This window comes from Ramlibacter sp. MAHUQ-53 (assembly GCF_052600055.1).
On the sequence record NZ_JBQWTS010000004.1, the window covers coordinates 21,419 to 38,181 of the forward strand.

Genomic DNA, 16,763 nt, shown 5'->3' on the forward strand with positions numbered 1-16,763 from the left:
CCGCACGCCATGAAGATCACCACCTGGAACGTCAACTCCCTCACCGCCCGCCTGCAGCACGTGCTGGACTGGCTCGCCGCCAACCCGGTGGACGTCCTGTGCCTGCAGGAGCTGAAGATGACGGACGACAAGTTCCCGCTGATGGCGCTGCAGGAAGCCGGCTACGCGCACTGCGCGGTGTTCGGGCAGAAGACCTACAACGGCGTCGCGATCATCAGCCGCCACCCGCTGCGCGATGAAGTGCGCAACATCACCGGCTTCGACGACGAGCACTCCCGGGTGATCGCCGCCACCCTGGACCACCCCGAGGCCGGCGCGCTGCGCGTGGTCAATGGCTATTTCGTCAACGGCCAGGAGCCGGGCAGCGAGAAGTTCGCCTACAAGATGCGCTGGCTCGAGGGCCTGCAGCGCTACGTGGCGGCCGAACTCGCGCAGCACCCGAACCTGGTGCTGCTCGGGGACTTCAACATCGCCCCCGAGGACCGGGACTCCTACGACCCGGTGGGCCTGCGCGAGACCATCCACCACACCACCGAGGAACGCGAGCATTTCCGCCAGCTGCTGGCGCTCGGCCTGGTGGACGCCTTCCGCCTCTTCGAGCATCCGGACAAGACCTTCAGCTGGTGGGACTACCGCATGCTCGGCTTCCAGAAGAACCGCGGCCTGCGCATCGACCATGTCCTGGTCAGCGAGGCGCTGCGCCCGCGCGTGGCAGCCTGCGCGGTCGACCGCACGCCGCGCAAGTGGAAGCAACCCAGCGACCACGCGCCGGTGACGGTCGAACTCTGAAGCGCCCATGAAGAAAGGCCGGGGATCACCCGGCCTTCCTGCCTTTGCTCCCGGCGGCGCGGGGCGGCGTCACTCCAGGCCCAGCTCCTGGATCTTGCGAGTGATGGTGTTGCGGCCGATGCCGAGCTTCTGCGCCGCCTCGATGCGCCGGCCCCGCGTGTTGTTCAGGGCGGTGAGGATCAGGCGCGACTCGAAGCGCCGGGTCAGTTCGTCCCACACGTCGGTGCGGCCGGCCTGCAGCAGCGCGAGGGCCTCGGCCTCGAGGCCGGCCTCCCAGCCCGCCCCGCCCGGCGCGCCCACCAGCACCGGCGCCGCGGGTACGGCCGCCGCCACGGGCGCCGCCTGCGGGGCAGCCGGCGTGTCGGCCTCGGGCGCCGCGGCCACCGGCACCTCGGGCGTGGCCAGCGTCACCTCCGGCGGCAGGTCCTTGGGCTCGATCACCTGCGCCGGCGCCATGACCGTGAGCCAGTGGCAGATGTTCTCCAGCTGGCGCACGTTGCCGGGGAAGTTGAAGGCCATCAGGCGCGCCAGCGCGGCGTCGGCAATCCGCTTGGGCTCCACCCCGAGCTGCTTGGCGGACTGCTGCAGGAAATGGCGCACCAGCATCGGCACGTCCTCCTTGCGCTCGCGCAGCGCCGGCAGGCGCAGGCGGATCACGTTGAGGCGGTGGAACAGGTCCTCGCGGAACGCGCCGTCCTTGACGCGCTGCTCCAGGTCCTGGTGGGTGGCGGCGATCACGCGGACGTTGGCCTTCACCGCGCTGTGCCCGCCGACGCGGTAGAAGTGGCCGTCCGACAGCACGCGCAGCAGGCGCGTCTGCAGGTCGAAGGGCATGTCGCCGATCTCGTCGAGGAACAGCGTGCCGCCCTCGGCCTGCTCGAAGCGGCCGCGGCGCATGGTCTGCGCACCGGTGAAGGCGCCGCGCTCATGGCCGAACAGCTCGGACTCGAGCAGGTCCTTGGGGATGGCGGCGGTGTTGATCGCCACGAAGGGCCCGCCGGCGCGCGGCGAGTGCTTGTGCAGCGCGCGCGCCACCAGCTCCTTGCCGGAGCCGGACTCGCCGGTGATCATCACCGTGACATTGCTCTGCGAGAGCCGGCCGATGGCGCGGAACACGTCCTGCATGGCCGGGGCCTGGCCCAGCATCTCGGGCGTGGCGGCCATGCGCTCCTCGGCCACCTCCTCGCGCAGGCTCTCCTCGACGGCGCGGCGGATCAACTCCACCGCCTTGGGCAGGTCGAAGGGCTTGGGCAGGTACTCGAAGGCGCCGCCCTGGAAGGCGGAGACCGCGCTGTCCAGGTCGGAGAACGCCGTCATGATGATCACCGGCAGGCCGGGGTGCAGCTCCTTGACCTTCGTGAGCAGGTCCAGGCCCGAGCCGCCGGGCATGCGGATGTCGCTCACCAGGACCTGCGGGCCGTCCTCGTCGTTGGCCGCCTCCAGGGCCTGCAGCACCTCGCGCGGGCTGGTGAAGCTGCGCGTGGGCAGCTCCTCGCGCAGCAAGGCCTTCTCCAGCACGAAGCGGATGCTTTGGTCATCGTCAACGATCCAGATCGGCTTCATGGGGGCGTCCTACCTCGGGTGTTCGGTCGCTGCTTCAAGGCAGCGGAATCAATAGCTTGAAATCGGTCCGGCCCGGGACGCTGTCGCATTCGATCAAGCCATGGTGTTGCTGCACGAATGTCTGCGCCAGCGTGAGCCCCAGTCCCGAACCGCCCTCCCGGCCCGACACGAGCGGGTAGAAGATGCGGTCCTTGATGGACGGGGGCACTCCCGGTCCGTTGTCGATGACATGCAATTCCAGTGCCAGTCGATAGCGCTGCTTGCCGAAAGTGACCTGGCGCGCGATGCGGGTGCGGAAGGTGAGCATCGCGTCGCCCGCCGCGATGCGCTCGGCCAGCGCCTGGCAGGCGTTGTGCGCGATGTTCAGCACGGCCTGGATCAACTGCTCGCGGTCGCCGCGGAACTCGGGCAGCGAGGTGTCGTACTCGCGCACCACCTTCAGGCCCTTGGGGAACTCGGCCAGGATCAGGGAGCGCACGCGCTCGCACACCTCGTGGATGTTGACGTCGCCCACCACGTGCGGGCGGCGGTGCGGCGCGAGCAGCCGGTCCACCAGCGTCTGCAGCCGGTCGGCCTCGTGGATGATGACCCGCGTGTACTCCTTGAGGTCGCGCGACTCGATCTCCATCTCGAGCAACTGCGCCGCGCCGCGGATGCCACCCAGGGGGTTCTTGATCTCGTGCGCGAGGTTGCGAATCAGCTCCTTGTTCGCCTGGGCCTGGTCGATCAGGCGCTCCTCGCGCTCCTGCCGGGCCTGCTGCTCCACGGGCAGCATCTCCACCACCACCTCGCCGGCGCGCTCGGTCTGCGCCATCACCACCACATGCACCGGCATGGGCTCGGCGCCGGCGCGCACCAGCATGGCGTCATAACGCAGCACCGCGAACTGGTTGCTGTCCGCGCCCTTGAGGGCGCTTCGCAGCAACTCCGGCTCGGTGAAGGCATCGGGGAAGGAGGAGCCCTCGATCGCGCGCCGCGAGATGCCCAGGGCATCCTCGAGCGCCGCATTGGCGAAGACGACGGTCCCGTCGAGGGTGACGACCGCGACCAGGGTGGCCAGCAGGTCGAAGGCGTGGAGGCCGGCCGGGGACGCGGCGGCCGGGCGTGAAGTGGCTTGGGTCAAGCCGCCTATTTTGACCCAGCCGGCGCGCCGTTCGCGCCGCCGTTGCCGTGGCGCGCGAGCTCGCGGCGGATGCCGGCGATGTCGGCCTCGTTGCGCTCCAGGGCGGCCTTGAGTTCCGCCACGCGATCGAGGTACTTCTGGTAGTTGCGCTCGTCGCCGCGGCGCTCGGGCTCGCCGTTGTTGTATTCCTTGCGCAGTTCGGCCTGGCGGGCCTCGGCCTTCTTCAGTTCGGTCTCGAGGATGAGGCGGGCATCGGCGTCGCGGGCGCGCTGGTCCGCCTGCTCGACGCGCTGCGCGGACGTGCCCGCGGCCGGCGCCCCGGAGGCCGGGCGCGAGGCCGGGGCCTGCACCCGCGTGCCCTGGACCACCGTGACGTTGCCACCCTCGATCGGCTTGCAGCCCTTGGCCTGGGCTTCAGCCAGGTCGTTGGTGTAGGTATTGCCGCACCGGAAGATGCGGCTCTGGGCCTGCGCGCTGGCCGCCCCCAGGGCGGCGGCCAGCAGGAGGGGGACGGCGTACTTCATGGGGGCGTGTTCCTCCGCGGATCGATGCTTTAGTCAGCACGAGTATGGCGCAACTGACCTGAAATGAAAAAAGGGGCGGCTCGCGCCGCCCCTTTTCATGCAGGGACCGTGATCGTTTGCGGGATCACAGGCTGTAGTACATGTCGTATTCGACCGGGTGAACCGACATGCGATAGCGGGTGACTTCCTGCATCTTCAGGTCGATGTAGGCGTCGATCATCGAGTCGGTGAACACGCCGCCCTTGGTCAGGAAGGCGCGGTCCTTGTCGAGGGCTTCCAGGGCCTGGTCCAGGCTGTGGCAGACGGTGGGCACCAGCGCGTCTTCTTCCGGCGGCAGGTGGTACAGGTCCTTGGTGGCAGCCTCGCCCGGGTGGATCTTGTTCTCGACGCCGTCGAGGCCGGCCATCAGCAGCGCGGCGAAGCCCAGGTACGGGTTCATCAGGGGATCGGGGAAGCGGGCTTCCACGCGACGGCCCTTCGGGTTGGCCACGAACGGGATGCGGATCGAGGCCGAGCGGTTCTTGGCCGAGTAGGCCAGCTTCACCGGGGCTTCAAAGTGCGGGACCAGGCGCTTGTAGCTGTTGGTGCCGGGGTTGGTGATGGCGTTGAGCGCACGGGCGTGCTTGATGATGCCGCCGATGTAGTACAGGGCGAAATCGCTCAGGCCGGCATAGCCGTCGCCAGCGAACAGGTTCTTGCCGTCCTTCCACACGGACTGGTGCACGTGCATGCCGGAGCCGTTGTCACCGTGGTAGGGCTTGGGCATGAAGGTGGCGGTCTTGCCGTAGGCGTGGGCCACGTTGTGGATCACGTACTTCTGCAGCATGGTCCAGTCGGCGCGCTCGACGAGCGTGCTGAACTTGGTGCCGATCTCGTTCTGGCCGGCGCCTGCCACTTCGTGGTGGAACACTTCGACCGGGATGCCCAGGGATTCCAGGATCAGGGCCATCTCGGCGCGCATGTCCTGCGTGCTGTCGACCGGGGGCACCGGGAAGTAGCCGCCCTTGACGGAGGGACGGTGGCCCTTGTTGCCGCCTTCGACCTTGGCGCCGGTGTTCCAGGGCGCTTCGTATTCTTCGATTTCGTAGAAGGTGTTGTTCGGCTCGGTGCTCCAGCGCACGCCGTCGAACAGGAAGAACTCGGGCTCCGGACCGAAGTAGGCGGTGTCGCCCAGGCCGGAGGCCTTCAGGTAGGCCTCGGCGCGCTTGGCGATGGAGCGCGGGTCACGGTCGTAGGACTTGCCGTCGCTGGGGTCGACGACGTCGCAGGTCAGGACCAGGGTGGTCTCTTCGAAAAACGGGTCGATGACGGCGGACTTGGGGTCCGGCACCAGCAGCATGTCGGAGGCTTCGATGCCCTTCCAGCCAGCGATGGAGGAGCCGTCGAAGGCGTGGCCGGACGCGAATTTGTCTTCGTCGAAGTGCGAGACGGGGACGGTGGTGTGCTGCTGCTTGCCGCGGGTATCGGTGAAGCGGAAATCAACGAACTTGACTTCGTTGTCCTTCACCAGCTTCATCACGTCAGCGACGGTCTTGGCTGCCATCAAGGTTCTCCTGGTTTCGATGGTTGTTGATCAATGACGGGGGTTGGAGTTGCAGGTTCTGTGCCAAAGCTGGTGCATGGCCGCCGCCGCAAAAACACTCGATTGTCGCCTAGTTTCGGCGGAAAAATGCCCGCAGCGAGGCCCGCGGGCGCCCGTGGCTTCCCGCGAACGCACCTCATCGGTGCATCACTGGGGACGCACTATTCGGGTGCGCCGTTGCCGCGCACCAATTCGGGGCCGAGACGGGCATCCTGGGCGCGCAGGCCCTGGAGCAACTGGCCGTAGGCGGGGTCGACCGCCTGCGGATCGCCCTTGACGCCCAGGTCGATGTGGCGGCCCCACTGCGGGTGGTCGACGCTGGGCAGGCTGAACACCTTGACCTGCGGGTGGTCGGCCTCGATGCGCTCCATCAGGGGCGTGAGCGTGGCCTCCATCGCGCCGAACACGATCACCGACTTCTCCACGTAGGCCTGGCGGCGGAAGCGGTCGGCGTAGCGGGTGTCCAGCACCCACTCGATCATGGGCCAGGCCATGACCGGGAAGCCCGGGACGAAGTGGACGTCGGCGACGCTGAAGCCGGCGATCTTGTTGTACGGATTGGGGATGATGCGGGCGCCCCGGGGGAACACGCCCATGTTCAGCCGGTGGGCGTTGTCCGGGCGGTCCGGCTCGTAGGGCAGGCCCTGCTCGCGGGCCACGTCCTGCATGCGCTCGCGGATCAGGGCCGCGGCCTCGGGGTGCAGCTCGAGCTCCACGCCCAGGGCCTTGGCGGCGCACTGGCGGGTGTGGTCGTCCGGCGTGGCGCCGATGCCGCCGCAGGAGAACACCGGCAGGCCGCCCTCGAAGGCGCGGCGCAGCGTGGCGGTGATGCGCTCGGGCGAATCGCCCACGTATTCCGCCCAGGCCAGCTGCAGCCCGCGGGCGGACAGCAGCTCGATCACCTTGGGCAGGTGCTTGTCGGCGCGCTTGCCGGAGAGGATCTCGTCACCGACGATGACGAGGCCGAATTCGTTGCTCGGGGTTGCCTGGGTCATGGTGTGTCCGTCATGCCTTGCCGGCCAGGCGCTTGAGCCCCAGCCATTGCTGCGACCAGAAGCCCTGGCCGTATTCACGCCCCGACTCCACCTGGTCGCGGATGCCGGTGGGGTCGTAGCGCAGTTCGAAGTTCGCGGTGCCGAAAAGCTGGTCCCACCAGGGCAGCAGCACGCCGAAATTGCAGCCGCCCAGCGCGCGCGTGGCCGGCATCTCGTGCCCCACGCCGATGGCATGGTGGCGGCGGTGGAAACGCGGGCTGACCCACAGGCGCTCGCCCCAGCGCCCGAACCACAGGCGCAGGTTGGCGTGCTGCAGGCTCTCGCTCAATTGCGTGATGGCGACGATGGCCACGAACTGCCCCGGCGCCACGCCGACCGCCTGCGCCAGCACCACCAGCAGGCTGTCGCGCAGGAGGTCGTCGAGCAGGTGGTTGCGGTTGTCGCTCCACATCGTCATCTGCCGCTGCGAGTGGTGCAGCGCGTGCAGGCTCCACCACCAGTTCCACTGGTGCTGGCCGCGGTGGATCCAGTAGTCGGCGAAGTCGAAGACCACCAGGTAGATCAGCAGGCTCACCCAGCCGACGTCGGTGACGCCGGGCCACAGCTGGTCCAGGTGCAGGGTGGGCAGGCCGGCCACGCGCAGCAGGCCGAAGGCGTCGTCGAACAGCGGCTGCACGGTCAGGAACAGCGCCACGCGGAACAGGCCCAGGCGGTGGACCAGGGTGTAGAGGATGTCGATGCGGATGGCGCGGCGGTCGGTCACCGCCTCCACCGGGCGCCAGCGTTGCAGCGGGCCGATCAGGCCCACCATCACCACCAGCTGCGCCAGGCCCGCGATCAGCCAGCCGGCGGCGTCATAGCCGTCCTCCAGCAGGTTGCCCAGGCCGGCGGCGAACATCACCGGCTCGATGGCCCGCTCGAAGACCCATTGCTGCGCGTTGGAAAAGAGTTGCTCGATCCAGTTCATGTCGCCAAACGTTCAACCGCCATGGGCGGCGATCCAGTCCCGGTAGGCCGGGTGCTCGCGCAGGGTGCGGAAGCAGAAGCCGCGCTGTTTCAGGCCGGCCACCAGCGGCTCAAGCACCGCCGGCGCCCAGGGGTCGCGCCGCGACCAGATGCCCAGGTGCGCCACGAGGATATCGCCGGGGCGCACGCCCTGCAGGGCGCGCTCCAGCAGCACCGCGTTCGGGTGGGTCTCGCTGGGCAGCTCGTCACCGAGGAAGCCGGCGGGCGCCCAGGCCACGTGCGCGTAGCCGCACTGGCGGGCGGCCGCCAGCAGCGCGGGCGAGGTCTTGCCGCCGGGGGCGCGGAACAGGGGCAGCGGCTTGCGGCCGGTGACCTCCTGCAGGCGCTGCGCCGCGCGGGAGATCTCGCCGCAGTACTGCGCGGCGGTCCAGGTCTCGGTGACGCCGGGGCGCGGGCCGGCCGAGGCGCGCACGCGGAACGAGGGCGGCTGGCCGGGCAGGTCGGCGCGCCAGTAGACATGGTCGAAGGTGTGGGAGGCGAACTCGTGCCCCTCGGCCGCGCGGGCCTTCCACCAGCCGGCCCAGTGGGCGCCGAGGCTGCCGTCGCCGGCCTGGGTGGGCTCGTTGGCGGCAAAGAAGGTCACCCGCACCTGGTGGCGGGCCAGGACCTCGGCCACCAGGGGCGCCACGGCCATGTGCCCGGTGTCGAAGGTCAGGTACAGCGGTCGGGCGCAGGGCTCGACGGCCCGCACGGGGCCGGCCGGCAGCAGCAGCCCCGCCACCAGCACCGCGCCGGCGACGCCCGCGGCGCGGGCGCGGTCAGCGGCTCGCGTGGTCCAGCGTCCAGACGCCATGCGGAGACTTGCCGACCGGCACCTGCCGGACGATCTTCTTCGTTTCGGTGTCGATGACGGACATCTTCCGCACCCAGCGCGAGGAGACCAGCAGCAGCCGGCCGCCGGCCAGGACCTCCATGCAGTCCGGGCCGCCGGGCGCGGCGAAGGTGTCCACCACGGCGAGCGTCTGCAGGTCGATCTTGCTGATGGTGTCGGCCACGCGGTTGCTCACGAACACATGGCGCTTGTCGCCGGCGGCGCGGAAGGCATGGGCGCCCTTGCCCGTGGGGATGCGCTTGACCACCTTGGGCTCCTTGCCGCCCACGTCCCAGACCTCGACATGGTCCGAGCCGGTCATGCCGACCAGCAGGGTCTTGTCGTCCGGCAGGCCGAACAGGTCGGCGGGCAGCGAACCGGTCTTGGCGCGCCACTTCAGGGTCTGGGTGGCCAGGTCGATGGCGACGAGTTCGTCGCTGTCCTGCATGGTCGAATAGACCGTGGTGCTCTTGCTGTCGACCCACAGGTGGCTGGGCGTCTTGCCGGTGGGGATGCGCTTGGCCAGCTGCAGATCCTTGCCGTCCCAGCGGTAGATGTCGACGTGGTTCAGGCGGTTGGCCGCGGTGATGAACCACTTCATGTCCGGCGAGAAGCGCAGGTGGTAGGGGTCGAGGATGCCGCGCACCGTGCGCTGGACCTCGGCGGTCTTCGGGTCGATGAAGGTCAGGGAGTCGGCCAGGGCGTTGGCCACGATCACCGACTTCTCGTCCGGCGTGAGGTACAGGTGGTGCGGCTCCTTGCCGGTGGGCAGGCGGCGCGTCTCCGTCCAGGTGGACGGGTCGATCACGCTGACGCTGGCATCGAGCGAGTTCAGCACGAAGATGGGGCTCTTGGCCGGGACGGCGGCGGCGGCGGCGGCGGGAGCGGTGGCGGGGGCGGTCTGGGCCGCGGCAGCGGCGGCGAGTGCCGCGAGGGCCAGGCCGGCGGCGGCTTTGCGCAGGAATCGGGTCACGGAGCAGCTTTCCTAGTACTCCCGGCAGTTTAGCCCGCCGCCGCAGTTCCCGGCGCGCAAAGCGTCACACACGGTGCGCCGGCACGCGCCGGCGCATCGAGCCGGCCCGGTGCCGGGGGAGCCCTCAGGCCCGAAGCAGGGCCAGGTCGTCGGCCGACAGCCAGCGCCACTGGCCCGGGGCCAGGTCGGCGGGCAGCGCCAGCCCGCCGATGCGCGAGCGGTGCAGCGTCTCCACCCGGTTGCCGACGGCGGCGAGCATGCGCTTGACCTGGTGGTACTTGCCCTCGGTGAGCGTGAGGCGCAGGGCGCACTCGCCGGTGGCCTCGCAGGCGGCGGCCTTCACCGGTTTCGGGTCGTCGTCCAGCACCACGCCGGCAAGCAGGCGCTGGACCTGGCGCTCGTCGACCGGATGCTTCGTTCCCACCTCGTAGACCTTGGGCACATGGTGCTTCGGGGAGCTCATTTTGTGGATGAAGGCGCCGTCGTCCGTGAGCAGCAGCAGGCCGGTGGTGTCCTGGTCCAGGCGGCCGATCGCCTGTACGCCCTGCACCGCGCCCTTGTTCGGGCGCTGGCGCAGCGGCGCGGGCAGCAGGGTGTAGATGCTGGGCCAGGCCGAGGGCTTCTGCGAGCACTCGGTGCCGGCGGGCTTGTGCAGCAGCACGTAGGCCCGGGCCTGGTAGACCCAGGGCACGCCCTGCACGGTGAAGCGCAGGCCCTCGGGCTCGAACTCGGCGAGGGCGTCGGTGCAGGGCTGGCCCTCGACGGTGACGTAGCCTTGCTGCACGAGGCCGGCGCACACGCGCCGGGTGCCGAAGCCTTGGGAGAAGAGGAGGTCCTGGAGCTGCATGGGGGCCGTATCGTAAAGCCCCGCCGCGCCTGGCCTCTCAGGCGACGGCCCGCATCATCGTGCGCCGGGTGTTGCGGAAGTGCGGGCGGGCGATGTCGCTCCAGGCCGTGCCGCGCACCGCCAGCCAGGGCGGCGAGCCGAGCGTGTCCTCGGTGACCAGGTCGTAGCAGGCCAGCGACTGCGGGCCGCTGTCCAGGTTCCGCAGGCGGCGCGCGTGGATGCAGCCGGGGACCGCGGCCAGCCCGGGCATGTGCTCGGTGTCGTACCAGCGGTCGATCTCGCCGGCCCAGCCCTCCTCCGCGTCGGTCTCCACCACGTAGTGGTGCACCGGCGCCTCGGCGAGGGAGTAGCCCGGGGCGTCGAACAGCAGCGCCAGGCGCGCCACGTCCACCGCCTGCGCACCGGGGCAGGCCTGCTGCCAGCGCAGGGCGAGCGCCGCGCGCTGCGCGTCGTCCACCTCGGTGGCGGCCGGCAGGCGGGCATAGACATAGGCCTGCTGCGAGGCCTCGGCCCAGGCCGCGCGGTGCAGCGCCATCGGCCAGGGGCCGGTGTCGCAGAAGGCGCGGGCCGCGGCGGCCAGGGGAGCGGCGTCGCCGAGGCGGCACCGCACCAGGATGAAATCGGTCTTGGCCATGCGCGCCCTCAATGCCCGATGTGCAGCGCGCCGAGCAGGCGCGAGACCATGTTGTAGGCCGCCACCGTGGCCACCAGGTCCAGCTGGCCCTGGGCATTGAAGCGGGCGCGGACCTGCGCGTACAGCTCGTCGGGCACGTCGATGTCGCGGGTCATCGCGTCGGTCAGGCGCACCACCAGTCGCTGCAGGTCGTCCAGCGGCGCGTCGGCGGGCAGCGACTCGCTGCGGATCGCATCGACCACCGCCTGCGGCAGGCCGGCGGCCAGCGCGATCGGCGCGTGGGCGTCGAACTCGTAGGGCGCGCGATTGAGCACCGCCACCCGCAGGATCACGAGCTCGCGCAGGTCGGCGGGGATGGAGTTGCGGTTGCGGATCGCCGAGAGCATCTGCTCCCAGCCATGCGCGATCGGCGGGCTGTTCAACAGCACCTGGTAGAGCGGCGAGATGCGTCCGCGCTCGGCAAGGATGCGGGCCTCCTGCTCGGCGAGCTCGGGGCGGGTGCCGGGGGCGATCGGGTCGAGGCGCACGGCGGTCTCCTCAATCGGGCTTGATGTTCTTGGCCTTCACCACGCGCGCCCACTTGGCCGAGTCGGCCTTGAGCAGCGTCGCCAGTTCGGCCGGCGTGGAGGCGGCCGGCTCGGCGCCCGAGGCCACCAGCTTGGAACGCACCGCCTCCTGGGCCAGGGTGCGGCGCAGGGCCTGGCTCACCCGGTCGGCCTCGGCCGCCGGCGTGCCCTTGGAGGTGAACACCGCGTACCAGTTGTCCGAGTCCACGCCAGGGATGCCCATCTCGTCGAAGGTCTTGACGTCCGGGAAAGCCGGGTGGCGCTTGGGCGCGGCGATGCCGACGGCCTTGAGCTTGCCGCCCTTGATGTGGCCGATCAGGCCCGGGATGTCGCCGAAGAAGCCGTTGACGTGGCCGGCGATGACGTCGGTGATCGCCGGGGCCGCGCCCTTGTACGGCACGTGCAGCAGGTTGATCTTGGCGGCGTCGTTCAGCAGCTCCATCGCCAGGTGCGGCACGCTGCCGGTGCCCGAGGAGGCCATGCTCAGTTTCGCGCCCGGCTGCCTGGCTGCAGCCACCAGCTCGGCGCCGGTGTTGTACGGCGCGTTGGCCGGCACCACCAGGATCTCGACGTTCTTCACCACCAGGGACACCGGCGTGAGGTCGCGCGCCGGGTCATAGGGCAGCTTCTCGTAGAGCGCGGGGTTGATGGCCACCGCGCCCACGCTCGTGAGCCACAGGGTGGAGGCGTCGGGCGCGGCGTGCGAGACGAACTCGGCGGCGATGGCGCCGTTGGCGCCCGGCTTGTTCTCCACGATCACCTGGTGGCCCAGTTCCTTGCCCAGGCCTTCGGCCAGGGTGCGAGCGACGAAGTCCACCGGGCCGCCGGGCGGGAAGGCGACGATCAGGCGGGTGACCTTGGCGGGCGCCTGGGCGTGTGCAGCCAGGGGCAGCGCCAGGCCGGATGACAGGGCCAGGCCCAGGGCCGCGGCCAGCACGCGGCGGGTCAGGGAAGCGGGTGCGTTCATGGGAGTCTCCTCGGGTACTTGTCGGTGAAGGGGTCAGTCGCAGCGCGCGGACATGCCGCCGTCGACCACGATCTCGGTGCCGGTGATGAAGCGCGCCTCGTCGCTGGCCAGGAACAGCGCGGCGTTCGCGGTGTCGCGGCCGTCACCCATGAAGGGCAGCGGGATGCGGGACTGGCGCTGCTTCAGCAGGGCCTCGACGTCGCCGCCGGCGCGCTGGCCGGCAAGGCGGGCCTCCACCATCGGCGTGTGCAGCTGCCCGGGCACCACCGTATTCACGCGGATGCCCTGCTTGGCGTACTGCACCGCCAGCACCTTGGAGAACTGGATCACGCCGGCCTTGGTCGCGGCATAGGCGATCTGGGCCGCGCCGGTCCAGCGCATGCCGGAGGTGGAGGACAGGTTCACGATCGCGCCGCCGCCCTGCGCCAGCATGTGCGGCAGCACGTGCTTGCAGGTGAGGAAGACGCTCTTGAGGTTGTGGTCCACCTGGGCGTCCCACACGGCCTCGCTCATTTCCACCGGGCCGCCCTTGGCCGAGCCGCCCACGTTGTTCACGAGGATGTCGATGCGGCCGAAGCGCTCGATGCAGGCAGCCACCATCGCGGCCACCGACTCGCTGCTCGTGACATCGCAGGTGCCGCCCGCGAAGGTGCCGCCGGCGTCGGCGATGCGCTGCGCGGTCTCGGCCATTCGATCGAGCTCGCGGTCGACGCCGAAAACGCTGGCGCCCTCCTCGGCGAAGCGCACGGCCATGGCACGGCCGTTGCCCCAGCCGGGGCCGACGGAGCCGGCCCCGGTGATGAGGGCCACCTTGCCGGCCAGGCGGCCGGCGCTGTTCGTGGAAGTCGTCATGCGTCGAAACGGTAGAAGTCGCGGGGATTGGCCACCAGCAGCTGCTCGCGCAGGTCCGCGGTGGGGGCGATGGCGGCGAGCGCCTCCACGAGCACGGCGTCCGCCGGCACATGGGTGTGGTTCGGGTGCGGCCAGTCGGTGCCCCAGAGGCAGCGCTGCGGATAGGCCTCGACCAGCCGGCGCGCCAGGGCGATGCCGTGGGCGTAGGTGGGGGCCGGCTCCGGCGTGGCGTCGATCCGGTCGATGCCGCTGACCTTCACCCGGAACAGCGGGTTCTTCATCAGCGCGAACAGGGCGGCGAAATCCGCATGGTCGGCGCCGAGGCGGGCGTCGACGCGGCCCATGTGGTCGATCACCACCGGCACCGCGCTGCGCGCCAGGGCCGGCCCCAGGCCGTGGACCAGGCTGCTGTCGAAGTGGACCTGCAGGTGCATGCCCAGGGGCGCGAGGCGGCGGGTGAAGTCGACGATGGCGTCGACCGGCGTGCCGGGCAGGTGCTTCATGAAGTTGAAGCGCACGCCGCGGATGCCGGCCGCGGCCAGGCGCGCCAGCTCGGCGTCGGCCACGTCCACGGGCGCCAGGGCCACGCCGAGGTAGCGGCCGCCGCCGGCAGCGATGGCGTCTTCGACCACCCGATTGTCGAAGCCATGCACCGCCGACTGCACGATCACGCAGCGCCCGATGCCGAGCGTGCGGTGCAGCGCGAACAGGGCCTCCTTGGGCGCATCGACCGGCGTGAAGTTGCGGCCGGCGGCGTAGGGGAAGCGAGCGGCCGGGCCGAACACGTGGACATGGGCATCGCAGGCCCCCGCCGGCAGGGCCAGGGCCGGCGCGCGGGGCGACGGGTCGTAAGTGAGGGTGGGGGTGTGGAGGTCAGGCACGCCGCCGATTGTGGTGGCGCCGGGCCCGATCGCCTCCATGCCATGTTCGATAGCAGCTATAGCCCCAACGCATAATCCCGCCCATGAACCTCACGCGCCTGAAGTACTTCGTGTCGGTGGCCGAGGCCGGCAGCTTCAGCCGCGCGGCGGCGGCCCTGCACATGGCGCAGCCCTCCCTGAGCCGGCAGGTCCAGCTGCTCGAGGAGGAAGTGGGCCAGCGCCTGCTGGAGCGCACCGGCCGCGGCGTGGCCGCCACCGAGGCCGGCACCGCCCTGCTCGCCCACGCGCGGGCCATCTTCGAGCTCGCCGAGCGCGCCGACGCCGACATGCAGGAGCGCCTGCGCAACCCGCGCGGCCGCATCACCATCGGCCTGCCGCCGCGCGTGGCGCACGTGATGACGGCCGACCTCGTCGAGCGTTTCCACGCGAAGTTCCCGGACGCCGGCATCACCATCGCCGAGGGCCTGAGCATCCGACTGCGCGAGTGGCTGGTGGCCGGCCGGGTCGACGTGGCCATCGTCTTCGACCCGGCGCCCTCCCCCCAGGTCAGCTTCGAGACCCTGGTGCGCGAGCCGCTGGTGCTGGCCAGCGCGCAGCCCCTGCCCCCGCGCATCCGCCTGGCCGATGCCGCGGCGCGCCGGCTGGTGATGCCGGCCAGCCCGCACGCCCTGCGCCAGCTGCTCGAGGAGCACACGGGCAAGCACGGGCCGCTGGACCTGGTGGCGGAGGTCGACTCGGTGCAGACCGTGCTGTCGCTGGTGGCGCGCGGAGTGGCCGACACCGTGCTGCCCCTGAGCGCGGTACGGGCCTGGCGCTACCCGGAGCCGATCCACTGGGCCCGCATCCACGCGCCGGCGGTGAAGAACAAGCTGGTGCTGGCCGTGCCCAGCGCCCGGCCCGCGACCCGCCTGACCCGCTACGCCGGGCAGCTGCTGCGGGAACTGGTGCCGCGTCACTTCGGCGACGCCTGACCGGGGCTCGCCGCGGCTACAACCCCTCGATCCACCGACCGAGGAAGCCTGATGCCGCGCAAGTTCGTCGACCTGTCGATCTACCTGGAGAACGACGTTGCCTCCGACCCGCCCGGCTTCGAGCCGCGGATCGAGTACCACCGCCATGGCGAGACCGCCACGCAGATCGCGAACTTCTTCCCCGGCCTGCAGCGCGAGGAGCTGCCCGATGGCGAGGGCTGGGCGGTGGAGTGGGTGCGCCTGTGCACGCACAACGGCACCCACCTGGACGCGCCCTGGCACTACCACTCCACCATGAACGACAAGGCCGGCGGGCGCGAGCGCGCGATCGCCATCGACGAGGTGCCGCTGGAGTGGTGCTTCCAGCCCGGGGTGAAGCTGGACTTCCGGCATTTCGCGGACGGCTACGTGGTCACCGCCGCCGACGTGGAGGCCGAACTCGCCCGCATCGGCCACGTGCTGCAGCCGCTGGAGATCGTGGTGGTCAACACCCGCGCGGGCGGCCGCTACGGCCAGCCCGACTACGTGGCCAGCGGCTGCGGCATGGGCTACGAGGCCACGCTGTACCTGCTGGAGCGCGGCGTGCGCCTGACCGGCACCGACGCCTGGAGCTGGGACGCGCCCTTCGTCCACACCGCGAGGAAGTACGCGCAGACCGGCGACGCCGGCCTGATCTGGGAGGGCCACAAGGCCGGCCGCGACATCGGCTACTGCCACCTGGAGAAGCTGCACAACCTCGAGGCGCTGCCGCCCACCGGCTTCTACATCAGCTGCTTCCCGCACAAGATCCGCGGCGCCTCGGCGGGCTGGACGCGCGCCGTCGCGATCTTCGACGACGCGCTGATGCGGGCAGGCGCCTGAGCCCCGGGGCCTCAGGGAATGCACCAATAAGCTCCAACTTGCCCGGACGACAGAGATCATTTCGACTACTCTGCAGGCTCCCTCACCTTCTCAAGGAGCCAGCATGCGTCGAGTCGGTCCCTGGGTAGCCGCCGCGGGCGGAGCCCTCGTGCTCGCGGGGTGCGCGAGCCTCTACGGCAATTCCATGAGTTTCTTCATCACCAGCGTCAACCCCGGCAGGGGCGGCGACTTCGGCGGCCTGGCCGGGGCCGACCAGCACTGCCAGCGCCTGGCCGAAGCGGCGGGCGCCGGCGGCAAGACCTGGCGGGCCTACCTCAGCGCCCCCGCCACCGGCAGCGCCCCGGCGGTGCATGCCCGGGACCGCATCGGCAACGGGCCATGGGTGAACGCCAAGGGCGTGGTCGTGGCCCACAACGTCGCGGAGCTCCATGGCAACAACAACATCGGCCGGGAGACCGCGCTGGACGAGAAGGGCATCCGCATCCGGATGCGCCCGGACACGCCCAACCAGCACGACATCCTCACCGGCTCCAACGCCGACGGCACGCTGTCCACGCAGGCCGCCGACACCACCTGCCGCGGCTGGACCAGCAGCACCGACGGCTCGGCCATCGTGGGCCATGTGGACCGCACCGGCACCAACCCGGACCCGGTGCGCAACGTCTCCTGGAACGCCTCGCACGGAACGCCGGGCTGCAGCATGGAGGCCCTGGCCCGCGTGGGCGGCGGCGGCCTGCTGTATTGCTTCGCGGCCAGGTGAGGCGGGCATCCGCGTCAATTTGACGATGGTGCAAATTC

At 70.6% G+C, this 16,763-nt stretch carries 18 protein-coding genes; 4 read left to right on the plus strand and 14 right to left on the minus strand.

Annotated elements, in window-relative coordinates; all coding sequences use genetic code 11:
* The first annotated feature begins 9 nt into the window (after positions 1-9).
* Positions 10-789, plus strand: a complete 780-nt coding sequence (xth, locus tag ACT80S_RS07560) for an exodeoxyribonuclease III (RefSeq protein ID WP_377414612.1) — start codon at positions 10-12, stop codon at positions 787-789.
* Positions 790-858: 69 nt separating this feature from the next.
* Here xth and ntrC read toward each other — a convergent pair whose 3' ends face one another.
* The 14 genes from ntrC to ACT80S_RS07630 form a co-directional block, all read right to left on the minus strand.
* A complete protein-coding gene (ntrC, locus tag ACT80S_RS07565) occupies positions 859-2,352 on the minus strand; it encodes a nitrogen regulation protein NR(I) (RefSeq protein WP_377414614.1) in 1,494 nt (497 codons plus the stop codon).
* Positions 2,353-2,386: 34 nt separating this feature from the next.
* Positions 2,387-3,475, minus strand: a complete 1,089-nt coding sequence (glnL, locus tag ACT80S_RS07570) for a nitrogen regulation protein NR(II) (protein ID WP_377414616.1) — start codon at positions 3,473-3,475, stop codon at positions 2,387-2,389.
* 5 nt (positions 3,476-3,480) lie between these two features.
* Positions 3,481-3,999: a hypothetical protein gene (locus ACT80S_RS07575; protein WP_377414618.1), complete on the minus strand. Its 519-nt coding sequence runs from the start codon at positions 3,997-3,999 to the stop codon at positions 3,481-3,483.
* Positions 4,000-4,123: 124 nt separating this feature from the next.
* Positions 4,124-5,542: a type I glutamate--ammonia ligase gene (glnA, locus tag ACT80S_RS07580; RefSeq protein WP_377414620.1), complete on the minus strand. Its 1,419-nt coding sequence runs from the start codon at positions 5,540-5,542 to the stop codon at positions 4,124-4,126.
* Positions 5,543-5,742: 200 nt separating this feature from the next.
* Entirely contained in the window at positions 5,743-6,576 is an 834-nt protein-coding gene (locus ACT80S_RS07585; RefSeq protein ID WP_377414622.1) for a competence/damage-inducible protein A, read from the minus strand.
* Between the two features lie 10 nt (positions 6,577-6,586).
* Entirely contained in the window at positions 6,587-7,543 is a 957-nt protein-coding gene (locus ACT80S_RS07590) for a sterol desaturase family protein (protein WP_377414624.1), read from the minus strand.
* A gap of 12 nt (positions 7,544-7,555) precedes the next feature.
* Positions 7,556-8,395, minus strand: a complete 840-nt coding sequence (locus ACT80S_RS07595) for a polysaccharide deacetylase family protein (protein WP_377414626.1) — start codon at positions 8,393-8,395, stop codon at positions 7,556-7,558.
* Positions 8,361-9,386, minus strand: a complete 1,026-nt coding sequence (locus ACT80S_RS07600; protein ID WP_377414628.1) for a YncE family protein — start codon at positions 9,384-9,386, stop codon at positions 8,361-8,363. The genes ACT80S_RS07595 and ACT80S_RS07600 overlap by 35 nt, the downstream gene beginning before the upstream one ends.
* Before the next feature lie 124 nt (positions 9,387-9,510).
* Complete coding sequence (locus tag ACT80S_RS07605; RefSeq protein WP_377414630.1) at positions 9,511-10,233, minus strand: pseudouridine synthase; 723 nt, start codon at positions 10,231-10,233, stop codon at positions 9,511-9,513.
* Positions 10,234-10,270: 37 nt separating this feature from the next.
* A complete protein-coding gene (locus ACT80S_RS07610; RefSeq protein ID WP_377414632.1) occupies positions 10,271-10,867 on the minus strand; it encodes a hypothetical protein in 597 nt (198 codons plus the stop codon).
* Between the two features lie 8 nt (positions 10,868-10,875).
* Complete coding sequence (locus ACT80S_RS07615; RefSeq protein ID WP_377414634.1) at positions 10,876-11,394, minus strand: carboxymuconolactone decarboxylase family protein; 519 nt, start codon at positions 11,392-11,394, stop codon at positions 10,876-10,878.
* Positions 11,395-11,404: 10 nt separating this feature from the next.
* The gene (locus ACT80S_RS07620) at positions 11,405-12,400 is read right to left on the minus strand and encodes a Bug family tripartite tricarboxylate transporter substrate binding protein (RefSeq protein WP_377414636.1); all 996 of its coding nucleotides are present in this window, start codon (positions 12,398-12,400) and stop codon (positions 11,405-11,407) included.
* Positions 12,401-12,433: 33 nt separating this feature from the next.
* Positions 12,434-13,252, minus strand: coding sequence for an SDR family NAD(P)-dependent oxidoreductase (locus ACT80S_RS07625; protein ID WP_377414638.1), 819 nt, complete (start codon positions 13,250-13,252; stop codon positions 12,434-12,436).
* Positions 13,249-14,172 carry an amidohydrolase family protein gene (locus tag ACT80S_RS07630; protein WP_377414640.1) on the minus strand — a complete coding sequence of 308 codons (924 nt, stop codon included), beginning with the start codon at positions 14,170-14,172 and terminating at the stop codon, positions 13,249-13,251. Before ACT80S_RS07630 ends, ACT80S_RS07625 begins: the two co-directional genes overlap by 4 nt.
* Before the next feature lie 44 nt (positions 14,173-14,216).
* Between ACT80S_RS07630 and ACT80S_RS07635 the strand changes: the two genes are divergently transcribed.
* The 3 genes from ACT80S_RS07635 to ACT80S_RS07645 all read left to right on the plus strand — a co-directional run bounded on the left by ACT80S_RS07635 (position 14,217) and on the right by ACT80S_RS07645 (position 16,725).
* The gene (locus tag ACT80S_RS07635) at positions 14,217-15,104 is read left to right on the plus strand and encodes a LysR family transcriptional regulator (protein ID WP_377414642.1); all 888 of its coding nucleotides are present in this window, start codon (positions 14,217-14,219) and stop codon (positions 15,102-15,104) included.
* 51 nt (positions 15,105-15,155) lie between these two features.
* Complete coding sequence (locus tag ACT80S_RS07640) at positions 15,156-15,965, plus strand: cyclase family protein (RefSeq protein ID WP_377414644.1); 810 nt, start codon at positions 15,156-15,158, stop codon at positions 15,963-15,965.
* 184 nt (positions 15,966-16,149) lie between these two features.
* Positions 16,150-16,725 carry a hypothetical protein gene (locus ACT80S_RS07645; RefSeq protein WP_377414646.1) on the plus strand — a complete coding sequence of 192 codons (576 nt, stop codon included), beginning with the start codon at positions 16,150-16,152 and terminating at the stop codon, positions 16,723-16,725.
* Positions 16,726-16,763: the final 38 nt, after the last annotated feature.

What these genes read in the sequence shown, in the direction of transcription:
- xth (WP_377414612.1), top strand. Translation starts at nt 10, where the DNA reads ATGAAGATCACCACCTGGAACGTCAACTCCCTCACCGCCCGCCTGCAG.
- ntrC (WP_377414614.1), bottom strand. Translation starts at nt 2,352, where the DNA reads ATGAAGCCGATCTGGATCGTTGACGATGACCAAAGCATCCGCTTCGTG.
- ACT80S_RS07575 (WP_377414618.1), bottom strand. Translation starts at nt 3,999, where the DNA reads ATGAAGTACGCCGTCCCCCTCCTGCTGGCCGCCGCCCTGGGGGCGGCC.
- glnA (WP_377414620.1), bottom strand. Translation starts at nt 5,542, where the DNA reads ATGGCAGCCAAGACCGTCGCTGACGTGATGAAGCTGGTGAAGGACAAC.
- ACT80S_RS07585 (WP_377414622.1), bottom strand. Translation starts at nt 6,576, where the DNA reads ATGACCCAGGCAACCCCGAGCAACGAATTCGGCCTCGTCATCGTCGGT.
- ACT80S_RS07590 (WP_377414624.1), bottom strand. Translation starts at nt 7,543, where the DNA reads ATGAACTGGATCGAGCAACTCTTTTCCAACGCGCAGCAATGGGTCTTC.
- ACT80S_RS07595 (WP_377414626.1), bottom strand. Translation starts at nt 8,395, where the DNA reads ATGGCGTCTGGACGCTGGACCACGCGAGCCGCTGACCGCGCCCGCGCC.
- ACT80S_RS07605 (WP_377414630.1), bottom strand. Translation starts at nt 10,233, where the DNA reads ATGCAGCTCCAGGACCTCCTCTTCTCCCAAGGCTTCGGCACCCGGCGC.
- ACT80S_RS07610 (WP_377414632.1), bottom strand. Translation starts at nt 10,867, where the DNA reads ATGGCCAAGACCGATTTCATCCTGGTGCGGTGCCGCCTCGGCGACGCC.
- ACT80S_RS07620 (WP_377414636.1), bottom strand. Translation starts at nt 12,400, where the DNA reads ATGAACGCACCCGCTTCCCTGACCCGCCGCGTGCTGGCCGCGGCCCTG.
- ACT80S_RS07625 (WP_377414638.1), bottom strand. Translation starts at nt 13,252, where the DNA reads ATGACGACTTCCACGAACAGCGCCGGCCGCCTGGCCGGCAAGGTGGCC.
- ACT80S_RS07630 (WP_377414640.1), bottom strand. Translation starts at nt 14,172, where the DNA reads ATGGAGGCGATCGGGCCCGGCGCCACCACAATCGGCGGCGTGCCTGAC.
- ACT80S_RS07635 (WP_377414642.1), top strand. Translation starts at nt 14,217, where the DNA reads ATGAACCTCACGCGCCTGAAGTACTTCGTGTCGGTGGCCGAGGCCGGC.
- ACT80S_RS07640 (WP_377414644.1), top strand. Translation starts at nt 15,156, where the DNA reads ATGCCGCGCAAGTTCGTCGACCTGTCGATCTACCTGGAGAACGACGTT.
- ACT80S_RS07645 (WP_377414646.1), top strand. Translation starts at nt 16,150, where the DNA reads ATGAGTTTCTTCATCACCAGCGTCAACCCCGGCAGGGGCGGCGACTTC.